Annotated in this window: 11 protein-coding genes; 1 reads left to right on the plus strand and 10 read right to left on the minus strand. The window is 52.0% G+C overall.

Features of this window, described 5'->3' with window-relative positions; genetic code table 11:
- Positions 1 to 164: 164 nt before the first annotated feature.
- The 4 genes from torZ to D9738_RS07965 all read right to left on the minus strand — a co-directional run bounded on the left by torZ (position 165) and on the right by D9738_RS07965 (position 5,433).
- A complete protein-coding gene (torZ, locus tag D9738_RS07950; protein ID WP_130259912.1) occupies positions 165 to 2,594 on the minus strand; it encodes a trimethylamine N-oxide reductase TorZ in 2,430 nt (809 codons plus the stop codon).
- Between the two features lie 24 nt (positions 2,595 to 2,618).
- Entirely contained in the window at positions 2,619 to 3,719 is a 1,101-nt protein-coding gene (locus D9738_RS07955) for a NapC/NirT family cytochrome c (protein WP_130208501.1), read from the minus strand.
- A gap of 387 nt (positions 3,720 to 4,106) precedes the next feature.
- On the minus strand, positions 4,107 to 4,853 hold the full coding sequence (gene cutC / locus D9738_RS07960) for a copper homeostasis protein CutC (protein ID WP_130259913.1): 747 nt from the start codon (positions 4,851 to 4,853) through the stop codon (positions 4,107 to 4,109).
- 13 nt (positions 4,854 to 4,866) lie between these two features.
- The gene (locus tag D9738_RS07965; RefSeq protein WP_130208505.1) at positions 4,867 to 5,433 is read right to left on the minus strand and encodes a VOC family protein; all 567 of its coding nucleotides are present in this window, start codon (positions 5,431 to 5,433) and stop codon (positions 4,867 to 4,869) included.
- Between the two features lie 215 nt (positions 5,434 to 5,648).
- Between D9738_RS07965 and argS the strand changes: the two genes are divergently transcribed.
- Positions 5,649 to 7,382, plus strand: a complete 1,734-nt coding sequence (argS, locus tag D9738_RS07970) for an arginine--tRNA ligase (protein WP_130208507.1) — start codon at positions 5,649 to 5,651, stop codon at positions 7,380 to 7,382.
- A 52-nt stretch (positions 7,383 to 7,434) separates the two neighbouring features.
- Here the strand turns inward: argS and flhe are convergent, their stop codons facing one another.
- The 6 genes from flhe to cheB form a co-directional block, all read right to left on the minus strand.
- Entirely contained in the window at positions 7,435 to 7,830 is a 396-nt protein-coding gene (gene flhe / locus D9738_RS07975) for a flagellar protein FlhE (protein WP_165383327.1), read from the minus strand.
- A complete protein-coding gene (flhA, locus tag D9738_RS07980; protein ID WP_130259915.1) occupies positions 7,830 to 9,908 on the minus strand; it encodes a flagellar biosynthesis protein FlhA in 2,079 nt (692 codons plus the stop codon). The genes flhe and flhA overlap by 1 nt, the downstream gene beginning before the upstream one ends.
- The gene (flhB, locus tag D9738_RS07985) at positions 9,901 to 11,049 is read right to left on the minus strand and encodes a flagellar biosynthesis protein FlhB (RefSeq protein ID WP_130208511.1); all 1,149 of its coding nucleotides are present in this window, start codon (positions 11,047 to 11,049) and stop codon (positions 9,901 to 9,903) included. Before flhB ends, flhA begins: the two co-directional genes overlap by 8 nt.
- 207 nt (positions 11,050 to 11,256) lie before the next feature.
- Positions 11,257 to 11,901: a protein phosphatase CheZ gene (gene cheZ / locus D9738_RS07990; RefSeq protein WP_130259916.1), complete on the minus strand. Its 645-nt coding sequence runs from the start codon at positions 11,899 to 11,901 to the stop codon at positions 11,257 to 11,259.
- Between the two features lie 10 nt (positions 11,902 to 11,911).
- Positions 11,912 to 12,301, minus strand: coding sequence for a chemotaxis response regulator CheY (gene cheY / locus D9738_RS07995; RefSeq protein ID WP_130259917.1), 390 nt, complete (start codon positions 12,299 to 12,301; stop codon positions 11,912 to 11,914).
- Positions 12,302 to 12,315: 14 nt separating this feature from the next.
- On the minus strand, positions 12,316 to 13,365 hold the full coding sequence (gene cheB, locus D9738_RS08000) for a protein-glutamate methylesterase/protein glutamine deamidase (RefSeq protein WP_130259918.1): 1,050 nt from the start codon (positions 13,363 to 13,365) through the stop codon (positions 12,316 to 12,318).
- Positions 13,366 to 13,367: the final 2 nt, after the last annotated feature.

A 13,367-nucleotide genomic window follows, 5' to 3' on the forward strand; every position in this document is an offset into this window, starting at 1 on the left:
AGGTCTGGTATTACTGCCGGATGCGGCGTGAATGCCTTATCCGGCCTACAAAACCTTGCTAATTCAATATATTGCAGGGACTATGTAGGCCTGATAAGCATAGCGCATCAGGCAGTTTTGCGTTTGCATAACCTCAGCACCCATTTCCGGGCGCTTTTCACGTCTTATGCCTGAATAGCTGGCTGATCAAACGCCGTTAACTTCGGCGCATTGCCCGTATATTTTTCGATATACACCAGCGCAGAGTTACCGGCACAGGCATTCGCCAGCTGCGAGCTGGGGATATCCGCCGTTAACACGTTCGCACTGCCGTTTTTACACAAGCCATTTTCCAGATCCGGCCATGCACCTTCATGCACGCATACAACGCCTTTTTTGATCCCGTCAGTCACCACAGCGCCTGTCAGGATCTGACCACGTTTATTCCAGACACGGACCAGATCGCCATTTGCAATACCAAACCGAGCTGCATCTTCGGTGTGAATTGTGATCGGCTCACGATCGGCAACCGCATATTTTTTACGCAGCTCCGCATAGTTAAGCTGACTGTGTAGACGATGTGCCGGATGCGCGGTCAGAAGCTGCAACTGCTTCTCGTCGGCGGTACCTTTCCATTCATCAGGAGCCAGCCAGGTCGGGTGTGCCGGGCAATCCTTATAGCCAAATTTTTCCAGTGTTTTTGAGTAGATTTCAATTTTGCCACTTGGTGTACCCAGCGCGTTTTTCACCGGATCGGCGCGGAAATCGCCATAGCGAACATATTGCTCGTTCTTCTCGCTGCGGCGCATTTCAAGCAGTTTATTTTGCTGCCAGAAGGCATTAAACATTGGCATAGTCACGCGTTGCGCACGCGCACCTTTCTGAGCGGCATCATAGAAAAATTTTAGCCACGCCATTTCATCTTTACCTTCGGTATAGATCTCTTTTCCTCCAGGTTTCAGTAATTCCGCAAGATCGGCAAACACGTCAAAATCGTTACGCGCTTCAAATTGCGGAGCGACAGCTTGCTTCATCGGCACAATATGCTGGTTGCTGTAATCACCGGTCATCGTCAGGTCATTGCGCTCAAACGATGTGGTGATCGGTAATACGATATCTGCGTGTTTGGCTGCTGCGGTCCAGTAGCATTCAGAAACGACGATCATCTCCGGTTTCTGCCATGCTTTGATCAGACGATTAGTATCCTGGTGATGGGTAAAGTTACCGCCACCCGCCCACCAGATCATTTTGATATTTGGGTACGTTTGCTCTTTACCGTTGTGCTGATATTTCCCGCCAGGATTTTCCAGCGCATCGACAATACGGGCGACCGGAATCGCGGTCATTCCGCCATCATCAGCTTCCTCACTTGCCTGTCCGGCAATCGCCGCAGACATTTCTGGCAGTACGCCGCCAACTCGCGTCGGGTTGCCACCGTTGGAGTAATGATAAGAGAATCCAAAACCGCCGCCCGGTGTACCAATTTGCCCTAACATCGCCGCCAGCGTCACCAGCATCCAGTGTTTCTGTTCACCGTATTGCTGGCGTTGGATCCCCCAACCAGCCATCAGCATCGTGCGATTCGCCGCCATCAGTTCTGCAAGTTTGACAATCTGCGCTTCCGGTACACCAGTAATTTCTGCCGCCCAGGCCGCGCTCTTCGGCGTATTATCATTCTTGCCGATCAGATACTCTTCAAACTGCGGATACCCGGTAGTGTATTTCTCAAGGAAGGCTTTATCGTGCTTACCTTGTGTCATCAGGGTATGCGCGATGCCTAACATCAGCGCCACGTCGGTCCCCATATTCGGCGCAATCCAGGTCGCGTTATCGCCAAAGAACTCGATTGTTTCGGAACGGATAGGGTCGATGGCAATCACTGGTTTGCCCGATTTTTTCAGCTGATGGAAGTATTCCAGCCCTTGCTCATCGGTACTGCTCCAGGCAATTTTTAAGGTATTCAGCGGGTTCATGCCCCACAACACCACCACCTGACTGTTTTCCAGAATCAGCGGCCAGGAAGTCTGCTGTTCATAGACCTCCACAGAACCGACAACGTGCGGCATGATCACCTGCGCAGCCCCGGTAGAGTAATCGCCACTATGCCCGGAATATCCCCCCGCCAGATTCATATAACGTTGCATCAGCGTTTGCGCTTTATGCAGCACCCCTGATGAACGCCAGCCGTAAGCCCCTGCAAAAATGGCCGAAGGACCGTTGGCCTTGCGGATGCGATCGTGTTGCTCATGAATCAGTTTTAATGCCTGTTCCCAGCTCACCTGAACGTAACTGTCTTCGCCACGACCTTTTGCCGGTTGCAGTGGATTGTCGAGATAACTTTTTCTCACCATCGGATGCTGAATACGCGCCGTAGTGTGTACCTGATCCGCCGCCGTAGACTGTAACGAGTTCGGGATAGTCTTCGCCAGCGCGCCTGTCGAAGAAACAATCTTACCGTCCTTCACTTCTACGTTCATCGCTCCCCAACGACCCGCGGTGAGGATTTTTCCGCCCTTCTCTTCTGCCCATGCGGGTAACGGCGTAGCCGATGTCACCACCAGCGCCCCGGCAGCAATACCGCTATGTTTAATAAACTCACGTCTTGTTAATGTCATAACTTCCTCCCTGATCTACGAGGATCACTGTTTTTCGGTAATATCTTTGGCGTTGTACTGGAAGTACCGCGTCAAAATGTCCAGTTCGTTTTCGCTCATGCTGGTTCGCGCCCCCATTCCTTTGGCGATAGAGGGCCAGGCATTGACGGTGTAATGGTCAGCGGCAATAGGCGCATGGCAGCCAGCACAATAGGTGTCATCGAGTTTTTCAGCGTATTGCCATAACGGTTTACGATCCGCTAATACGGGATCGATTAGCGCCCCTTGTAATGACGCCTGACGCCATTGATTACCGTATTCGTCAGCCTGCCATTCCCCGTTTACCGTTAGCGCCTTGATACCTTCATCACTTAATGTGGCTAGCGCCAGACGTTGACCTGCCGCCAGGTAGAGCGTGTTTTCACTGCCCTGCATTTGATAACCCTGCAACAGAACGATCGGCTGTTTGCCACTGGCATCAACGACGGTGAGATCGGTACCAGGATTCACAGTGGCTAGTTCGCCTATGTGGGAAGGTTTGAAAGGATAAATATGTGCGCCATTGGTCACAGAAGTGGCAGCCTGACTTTCCAGTTCATGCGCCGCGTTGTCATCCATTTTTATTTCTGGCGGGAAATGGGCAATTCCTTTATGACAATCAATACACGTTTCACCCTCCTTTTGCGCTTTGGTATGCATTTTCTGCGCAGATTCACTTTGCGAGGCAATATCCATCGCATCAAAAGAATGGCAACTACGGCACGTTGCAGAATCCGATGCTTTTAATTCTTTCCATACTGTTTCGGCCATTTCCTGACGATGCGCTTCGAACTTATCGTCACTGTCTATTTTGCCGCTAACAAATTCATGATAAATATCTTTAGATGCTTTTAATTTGGCAAATAAATAATCCATCCCTGACTTTGGAATATGGCAATCGGCACATTCCGCACGTATACCTTTCTGGTTCGCAAAGTGGACAGTTCCCTGATATTCCTCAAAAGGTTTACTCATCGAGTGGCAGGAAAGACAAAATGCTGTATCCGACGTTTTATGTAAGGCTTTTTGCGCAAGCAATAACCCGCCGCCACCAACCACAACCGCTATCAGCAGAAAAAATAACCCAATGCGTTTTTTCCCTCGCATAGATTCCTCTAATTAAATTCCAGGACACCGAAATCATTGTATAAATAAATACACAACGAATTGACTACTTGCTTAATTCGGCACAACACTGCCTGAAATAATCGATAAAGAATATGATTTATTACAATGTAATCATTAATTGCGAAAGAATAACCCAGCCGTTATTTATAATATATATTTGTCAGTTTTAGTAATTTAAATAACATAATTAATGTGAATATATAAAACATTTTAAGCACAACGCTATGCGCACTGTCACCCGTTCTACATATCACAGCAATCGTTCGTTTTTTATACTGCCAGGGAATAAAAAAAGGCCCCTGTTGAAATTGCAGGGGCCTGGTACGAGCAAGCATCATATTGGGCGACATGATGCAACGGTAAAAATCATTTGGCCTGATGGCGTTCAATGATTCCTTTCATTTCAGCAACCGCCGCCCCGTCTACGACATAACGCGAATACTCGTCCGCGTGTGCATCTGATGACATGGACAATCCTTGATTACGATAACGCATCGGTGAGGCTTGCCACGCTCCCGCGGAGCTATGGACTTCCAGCACTCCGGCATCGAGGAAGTGGTGCAGGTTTTCTGCGCGAACTCCTGCTCCGGCCATGATGATTGGAGTATCACCATAGGCAATAAGTTCCATAATTTTTGATAAACCTTGCAGAGCGTCTGATTTTTGCCCGGAAGTCAGTACCCGGGCAATGCCCAATTGCGCAAGATTATTCATTGTATTTAATGGGTTAGCACACATATCGAAGGCACGATGAAAAGTAACGGCCAACGGACCGGCAGCAGACATTATTTTTTCCATTCGTAGCATATCGACATTACCGTCAACATCGAGAACGCCCGTCACCAGTCCCGGAAAGCCTAATTCGCGGACAGTACGAACATCCTCAAGAATGGCGGCAAACTCGCCGTCGCTGTAGCAAAAATCACCACCGCGCGGGCGGATGATCGGATGTACGGGAATCGTTATCTGCTGGCGCACGGATTTAAGCACGCCCAGCGACGGCGTTAAGCCCCCTTCTTTCGGTGCCGCACACAATTCAATTCTGTCAGCGCCATTTTGCTGCGCCGTTAGTGCGCACTCCATGCTGTAACAGCAAATTTCCAGTAATGCCATTTTTGCTCCTTAATTACGCCGACTGCTCGCTGGCGACGATCTCTTCAATGGACCACGGATGAAACTTAATGGTTGTTCTGCCATCGGTGACCGCCAGCGTCGGATTCGGTAATCGCTCATGCTCACCTTTTGGCGAACTGGTTTTAACTGAGATCCCCGGCAGGCTGAGTCCTTCATCAGAAAGCAACGCCAGCGCACGGGCATTCAGCGTTTCTGGCTCGCCCGGCAGAACGATTTCAATATGTTCCCAACCTTCGTGCGGGTAACGTTTTTCCCCAGGCCACGGTAGCTCAACAATGGAAAACTGCCAGTGAGCAACCTGTACCGGCTCATGCAATTTAAACAGACAAATCGGCCTGCCATTGATCATATTTTCTGACAGGAGTTCACCGCACTGTTCAAACCCGCGACGCCAGCGTTCAGCGGTGGCGTTTTGATGGCAACGCAAAGAAATGTGATCGGCAGTCAGCGGAGTGATATCCAGCCCCAGACGGCGGGAAAGTTCATCTAATGCGTGGGTAAATCGCGGTAAATCCGATGCAATATCCTGCAGCTCGTCGATAGATTGCCAGTTCGCCATAATCACTCTTCGTCTTTCAGTAAAAGCGCTAATTTACCCTGTTGCCCTGCGCCAACCAACCGCTGATTTCGTGCAGTACCCGATGCAATAGTAAAAACGGCAATGCGCCGCGCGCACGTTGCTGACGAAAACAGCCATTTGCAGTATACTCCCGCCCTAATTTCTTTAACTGGTGCGGGCAATTTTTGCTCGCTTCATCAATGTAAGGTATTCCGGTGAATATTCAGGCTCTTCTCTCAGAAAAAGTCCGTCAGGCCATGATTGCGGCAGGCGCGCCTGCGGATTGCGAACCGCAGGTTCGTCAGTCAGCAAAAGTTCAGTTCGGCGACTATCAGGCTAACGGCATGATGGCAGTTGCTAAAAAACTGGGTATGGCACCGCGACAATTAGCAGAGCAGGTGCTGACTCATCTGGATCTTAACGGTATCGCCAGCAAAGTTGAGATCGCCGGTCCAGGCTTTATCAACATTTTCCTTGATCCGGCATTCCTGGCTGAACATGTTCAGCAGGCGCTGGCGTCAGATCGTCTCGGTGTTGCTACGCCAGAAAAACAGACCATTGTGGTTGACTACTCCGCACCGAACGTGGCGAAAGAGATGCACGTAGGTCACCTGCGCTCTACCATTATTGGTGACGCGGCAGTGCGTACTCTGGAGTTCCTCGGTCACAAAGTGATTCGCGCAAACCACGTCGGCGACTGGGGTACTCAGTTCGGTATGCTGATTGCGTGGCTGGAAAAACAGCAACAAGAAAACGCCGGTGAAATGGAACTGGCTGACCTTGAAGGTTTCTACCGCGATGCGAAAAAGCATTACGATGAAGATGAAGAGTTCGCCGAGCGCGCACGTAACTACGTGGTAAAACTGCAAAGCGGTGACGAATACTTCCGCGAGATGTGGCGCAAACTGGTCGACATCACCATGACGCAGAACCAGATCACCTACGATCGTCTGAACGTGACGCTGACCCGCGATGACGTGATGGGCGAAAGCCTCTACAACCCGATGCTGCCGGGTATCGTAGCGGACCTGAAAGCCAAAGGTCTGGCAGTAGAAAGCGAAGGCGCAACCGTCGTATTCCTTGATGAGTTCAAAAACAAGGAAGGCGAACCGATGGGCGTAATCATTCAGAAGAAAGATGGCGGCTATCTATACACCACTACTGATATCGCCTGTGCGAAATATCGTTATGAAACACTGCATGCCGATCGCGTGCTGTATTACATCGACTCCCGTCAGCATCAACACCTGATGCAGGCATGGGCGATCGTCCGCAAAGCAGGCTATGTGCCGGAATCCGTACCGCTGGAACACCACATGTTCGGCATGATGCTGGGCAAAGACGGCAAACCGTTCAAAACCCGCGCGGGCGGTACGGTGAAACTGGCCGATCTGCTGGATGAAGCCCTGGAGCGCGCACGTCGTCTGGTGGCAGAAAAGAACCCGGATATGCCAGCTGACGAGCTGGAAAAACTGGCCAATGCGGTGGGTATCGGCGCGGTGAAATACGCGGATCTCTCCAAAAACCGCACTACCGACTACATCTTCGACTGGGACAACATGCTGGCGTTTGAGGGTAATACCGCGCCATACATGCAGTATGCTTACACGCGTGTTTTGTCTGTGTTCCGTAAAGCAGAAATTAACGAAGAGCAACTGGCTTCAGCTCCGGTAATCATCCGTGAAGATCGTGAAGCGCAACTGGCTGCTCGTCTGCTGCAGTTTGAAGAAACCCTCACCGTGGTTGCCCGTGAAGGCACGCCGCACGTGATGTGTGCTTACCTGTACGATCTGGCTGGTCTGTTCTCTGGCTTCTACGAGCACTGCCCGATCCTCAGCGCAGAAAACGAAGAAGTGCGTAACAGCCGTCTGAAACTGGCACAACTGACGGCGAAGACGCTGAAGCTGGGTCTGGATACGCTGGGTATTGAGACTGTAGAGCGTATGTAATCGCGTTATGTGTCAAAGGCCGATGTCGCAGTTACGGACATCGGCTTTTTTATCACCGCCGATAATTCACAATCACTTCATTACGTTGTACTTTCAGCGGCGGAATTAACCGCCCACCGCCAGGCACTTCCCAGATAAAGCGCAATGGTTCTGCTGCCGCTATACCGGAAAAGGCCACGGTGGTTCCGCTCTGCCCCTCTAATTCGACACAACGAGATTGTGAGCATAAACGTACCCGCAGTCCCGCGGGGGTCGAACCGATAAGCTGATAACGCCACGCCACCAGCGTCACCAATCCTGAAACAGGTTGTCGCGAAGAAAGAGGCGCAGAAGACATCGACTCACCGCGATGATTGAGCGTAATTCCGACACTACTTGCCTGCCACATCCCCTCCCCGGCGGCTTGCGCAATCACCGGAAACAACAGCATAGCCAATAAAGTTCTCATCATTTACCGCCAATTGTCGCCGTCATGCGGATATGTCGGTTATCAGATAGTTCCAGATTCGACAGCACCACTAACTGCGGCAAGCTGCGGCGCAGGAAGCGAGACAATAGTGGTCGCAGCGCGTGGTTCACCAACAATACAGGCGGCGCACCCAACATCTCCTGACGGGATAGCGCTTCCTGGGTTTGCACCAGTAGACGATCCGCCAGCCCTGGTTCCAGTCCGCCCCCGCCCTGCAACGCCTGTAGTAACAAACGTTCCAGCGGCGTGTCGAGGCCAATAACATGGACTTCATCTTTGCCGGGAAACCACTGCTGGGTAATCGCCCGTCCCAACGCCACGCGCACGACGGCGGTTAATTCATGCGGATCGCTCTGAATGGGCGCATGCTCCGCCAGCGCTTCAAGAATGGTACGCATATCGCGAATCGGCACTTTTTCATCGAGCAGATTTTGCAGCACTTTATGTAGCGTGGTGAGCGTGACGACGCCAGGAACGAGATCTTCCGTCAGCTTTGGCATCTCCTGGGCGACGCGATCCAGCAATTGTTGCGCCTCCTGGCGACCAAACAACTCTGCGGCGTGCTGGCTAATGAGATGGTTAAGATGCGTTGCCACCACTGTGCTGGCCTCAACCACTGTGTACCCCTGAATCTGCGCCTGTTCTTTTAGCGCACTTTCGATCCAGATAGCGTTCAGACCAAAAGCCGGATCGACGGTCGCTTCACCAGGTAACGTCCCGGCAGCGGTCCCAGGGTTAATTGCCAGCCAGCGCCCCGGATAAGCATCGCCACTGCCAATCTCTACGCCTTTCATCAAAATGCGATAACGGGCCGGTTGCAGATCCATATTGTCGCGAATGTGCACCACCGGCGGCAGGAAGCCCATTTCCTGAGCAAATTTTTTACGAATACTACGAATACGGCCCAGCAACTCGCCATCTTGTTGGAAATCAACCATCGGGATCAGTCGATAGCCCACTTCCATTCCCAGAGAATCTTCCAGTTGCACATCATTCCACGTTGCTTCGACTACAGCATTATTCTCTGCCATTTTTACCGGTTTTGGTTCGGCAGGCGCTTTTTGATCGCGTCCGCGGATCCACCAGGCCAGCCCGAGCAATCCCGCCGTGAACAGCAAAAATACCAGGTTCGGCATTCCTGGCACCAGCCCGAGTAAGCCGAGCACGGCGGCGCTTAACAACATAACGCTTGGGTTACTGAAAAGCTGATTCACCATCTGCTCGCCAACATCCTGATCGGTGCTGACACGCGTAACGATGACCCCGGCAGCGGTAGAAATCACCAGTGCCGGGATTTGTGCCACCAGACCGTCGCCAATGGTCAATAGCGTATAACTTTCCGCCGCGTGTCCCATGCTCATGCCATGTTGCAGCACACCGACCAGCAATCCGCCGACAACGTTAATGACCATGATGAGGATCCCGGCAATGGCATCGCCGCGAACAAACTTACTTGCCCCGTCCATTGAGCCGTAAAAATCGGCTTCCTGAGTCACTTCGGAGCGGCGTTTTTTCGCTTCATCTTCACCAATCAATCCGGCGTTAAGGTCGGCGTCAATCGCCATCTGCTTACCCGGCATACCATCGAGAACAAAGCGCGCGCCCACTTCCGCAATACGCCCGGCACCTTTGGTGATAACCATAAAGTTGATGATCACGAGAATGACGAACACCACGATACCGATAGCGAAATTGCCACCAACGAGGAAGTGACCGAACGCTTCGACCACCTTTCCAGCCGCCGCCGCGCCGGTATGCCCTTCCATCAAAATGATACGGGTTGAAGCCACGTTAAGTGCCAGACGCAACAGCGTGGTAAACAACAGGATGGTCGGAAACGCAGCAAACTCAAGCGTGCGCTGGGTAAACATCGCCACCAGCAACACCATAATCGACAACGCGATATTAAAGGTAAACAGCAGGTCGAGAATGAATGCAGGCAATGGCAGCACCATCATCGACAAAATCAGCAAGATCAAAATCGGTCCGGCAAGGATCTGCCATTGTGTCGATTTCAGATTTGCAGGCAGGCGCAGCATCGCGGCCAGATTACTCATGGGTCGGTTTCTCGTTAATAAAATCCAGGGCTTCCGGCACCGGAAGATGAGTTGGTTGTACAGGGCGCTGTCCACCAGCCAGACGCCAACGTTTCAGTTGCCAGACCCAGGCCAGCACTTCCGCCACGGCGGCATAGAGTTGACCAGGTATTTGTTGACCGATTTCAGCATGTCGATACAGCGCACGCGCCAGCGGAGGCGCTTCGAGGGTCGGGACGTTATTTTCAGCGGCTATTTCACGAATGCGTAATGCCACCAGCCCCGCGCCCTTGGCAACGACTTTTGGCGCACTCATTTTGTTTTCGTCGTACTGCAAAGCCACTGAGTAGTGAGTTGGGTTATTGACGATAACGTCCGCTTTCGGCACATCGGCCATCATCCGCCGCCGCGCCGCAGCTCGCTGCATCTGACGGATTCGCCCTTTGACATGAGGGTCGCCTTCACTTTGTTTGAACTCATCACGAATATCCTGCCGTGACATACGCAGCTTTTTCAGGTGGCTGAAGATTTGGAAAAAGACGTCAAATCCCACCATCGGAATAACGCCAAGCACCACCAACAACGCGCATAGCCCAACCAGATCCATGGCGTTTCCCATGGCGGTAATCGGAGACTCGGCCATTAAGCGCATCATCTGCGGCCAGTGGTGCCAGAGATAAAACCCCGTCACACTGCCGACCAGGATGGATTTCAGTATCGCTTTCAGCAACTCCGCGCCAGTCTGTGCCGAGAACATCCGTTTAATGCCCGGTAGCGGGTTGAGTTTGGAAAACTTCGGCTGCAAGGATTTGCCGCTAAATACCAGCCCACCCAGCATCACCGGAGAAATGAGCGCCACCAGCACCACGCCGCTAATCAGCGGCAGCAGCGCCAGCATGGCTTCTCTGATCAGCAAAATAATCTGCCCGAGGATCAGGTTCGGGTCATTGATAATACTGTGATCAAAATGCAATCCCGCGGAGAGCATGCCCGACAATCGACGAGCCAGCGACACACCGCCAAACCAGATAACACACACGCCCACTAACAAAATCAGCAGCGACGTTAATTCACGGGAACGCGGGATTTGCCCCTCTTCCCGCGCTTTTTCAAGTCGGTGAGGTGTGGGGGCTTCTGTTTTGTCGTCGCTCTCGTCAGACACGTCGCCAATCCTGGAAAGAGTAATAAGCGTGAATGATGCCAGAGCGCAAAGCGTTCAATGGTTTGAGTAAGGGGTAAAAAAGGCGGGATTTAGGGCTTTTGCCACAGCACATCAGGCATGGTGACATGTTTGTCGGGTACGGCGTAAACGCCTTATCCAACCTTGAAGATCGATGTGACGCGGCCGCGTCACATCAGGCAATACAAATCAAAATCCAAGGCTATCCAACAAATCGTCGACCTGGTCCTGACTGGCTACCACACCGGCTTTGCTGGTATCTACCTGTGGTCCATTCAGCAAACTCTGGCTTTCACGTTTCGGACGTGCATCCTGTTCTGGGATATTTTCCAGCAGCACCATTAGCAACTGGCGTTCAATCTCCTGAATGACATCCATCATTCGTTTAATGACCTGCCCGGTGAGGTCCTGAAAATCCTGCGCCATCATGATTTCCAGCAACTGCGCATTGGTAAAACGGGTATGCGTCGGCACATCCGCCAGAAATTGCCGTGTATCGGTCACCAGTTCGCGAGCGTCGGCAAGGTCAATGGGATCGGCAAACCAGTCATCCCAGCGTTGGGTTAACGCTTTTGCTAATTTCTCCATGTGATCCTGATGCGGTTGTGAAGCTTCAACACTGTTGAGCGCCCTTTCCGCAGCCTGGGCAGTCATCTGCACAACGTAGTACAAACGATCGCGGGCATCGGGGATGGCTTCCGCCGCTTCTGCAATGGCCTGGTCCAGCCCCAGCTCCCGCAGACTATCGCGCAGCATACGCGTCAGGCTGCCGATGCGCGCAATGATATCGCCAGCAGAATTTTCATCAGCAGGTTTAATTGATGGTTGCATCATAGTCGCATCCTCACATGCCCAGTTTCTCAAAGATTTTGTTGAGTTTTTCCTCCAGCGTCGCGGCGGTAAATGGCTTAACCACGTAGCCACTGGCCCCCGCTTGTGCTGCGGCAATAATGTTTTCTTTCTTCGCTTCTGCAGTCACCATTAACACCGGCAATGCTGACATCGCGCCATCAGCACGAATCGTTTTCAGCAACTCCAGGCCATCCATGTTGGGCATATTCCAGTCGGAGATAACAAAACCATATCCTCCCGCCTGCAACTTATTGAGAGCATCGGTGCCATCCTCCGCTTCCTCAACATTATTAAATCCAAGCTCTTTCAGCAGGTTACGCACGATGCGTCGCATGGTGGAAAAGTCATCCACAACCAAAAATTTAAGCTCTTTATCCGCCATCTCACACTCCTGATTTAAATACGTATCGCCTGTCCGGCACTGATTTTTGCCAGCATTTGCTGGCTTACCTGGCTAAGATCGACCACTTCGCAGACGCCACCCATATTGATGGCCTCGCGCGGCATGCCGAACACCACGCTGCTTGCTTCATTTTGCGCAAGAGTCCATGCCCCCGCCTGACGCATTGCTAACATTCCCGTCGCGCCGTCGTTGCCCATGCCCGTCAGAATCACCCCAACCGCATTACGCCCCGCCTGTTTGGCCACAGAATGAAACAACACATCTACCGATGGCCGATGGCGATTAACCGCCGGGCCATCGTGAATTTTGATTTGATAATTCGCGCCGCTACGCGCCAGTTCCATATGCCGATCGCCCGGGGCGATATAGGCATGCCCCGGCAAGACGCGTTCTCCGTCCTCGGCTTCTTTCACGCCGATTTGGCACTGCTTATTAAGTCTGTCGGCAAAAGAGCGGGTAAAACCGGGCGGCATATGCTGGGTAATTAACAGTGCCGGGCTGGAAAGCGGCAACGGTTGCAATACGTGACGAATCGCCTCAGTTCCCCCCGTTGAGGCGCCAATCGCAATCAGCTTTTCTGAACTCAAGAGCGGTCCGGTCTTCAGCGTTGTCGGTGCCGATAACGGTTTATGCGCAGTAAGGCTTGCCCTTGCTGCCGTACGCACCTTTTCGGCAATCATTTCGCTATACGCCAGCATTCCTTCGCGGATCCCCAGTTGCGGTTTGGTGATAAAATCTATCGCCCCCAACTCCAGAGCACGCAGCGTGACTTCGGAACCTTTGCCAGTCAGAGAAGAAACCATCACTACTGGCATCGGTCGCAAACGCATTAATTTTTCGAGGAAATCCAGTCCGTCCATACGCGGCATTTCGACGTCCAGCGTCAGCACATCAGGATTGAATTTCTTAATCAAATCACGCGCGACCAGCGGATCGGGAGCCGTCGCTACCATTTCCATGTCACTATGAATATTGATGATTTCTGTCATTATCTGGCGCATCAGTGCCGAGTCATCGACCGACAACACCCTGATTTTGCTCATCG

The sequence above is a fragment of the Escherichia sp. E10V5 genome, from assembly GCF_004212315.1.
GTDB lineage: Bacteria > Pseudomonadota > Gammaproteobacteria > Enterobacterales > Enterobacteriaceae > Escherichia.

Bases quoted from the DNA above. Each gene is read 5' to 3' on its own strand.
- flhe (WP_165383327.1), bottom strand. From the start codon at position 7,830: ATGAGAACTTTATTGGCTATGCTGTTGTTTCCGGTGATTGCGCAAGCC.
- cheB (WP_130259918.1), bottom strand. From the start codon at position 13,365: ATGAGCAAAATCAGGGTGTTGTCGGTCGATGACTCGGCACTGATGCGC.
- torZ (WP_130259912.1), bottom strand. From the start codon at position 2,594: ATGACATTAACAAGACGTGAGTTTATTAAACATAGCGGTATTGCTGCC.
- cheY (WP_130259917.1), bottom strand. From the start codon at position 12,301: ATGGCGGATAAAGAGCTTAAATTTTTGGTTGTGGATGACTTTTCCACC.
- cutC (WP_130259913.1), bottom strand. From the start codon at position 4,853: ATGGCATTACTGGAAATTTGCTGTTACAGCATGGAGTGCGCACTAACG.
- D9738_RS07965 (WP_130208505.1), bottom strand. From the start codon at position 5,433: ATGGCGAACTGGCAATCTATCGACGAGCTGCAGGATATTGCATCGGAT.
- cheZ (WP_130259916.1), bottom strand. From the start codon at position 11,901: ATGATGCAACCATCAATTAAACCTGCTGATGAAAATTCTGCTGGCGAT.
- flhA (WP_130259915.1), bottom strand. From the start codon at position 9,908: ATGAGTAATCTGGCCGCGATGCTGCGCCTGCCTGCAAATCTGAAATCG.
- D9738_RS07955 (WP_130208501.1), bottom strand. From the start codon at position 3,719: ATGCGAGGGAAAAAACGCATTGGGTTATTTTTTCTGCTGATAGCGGTT.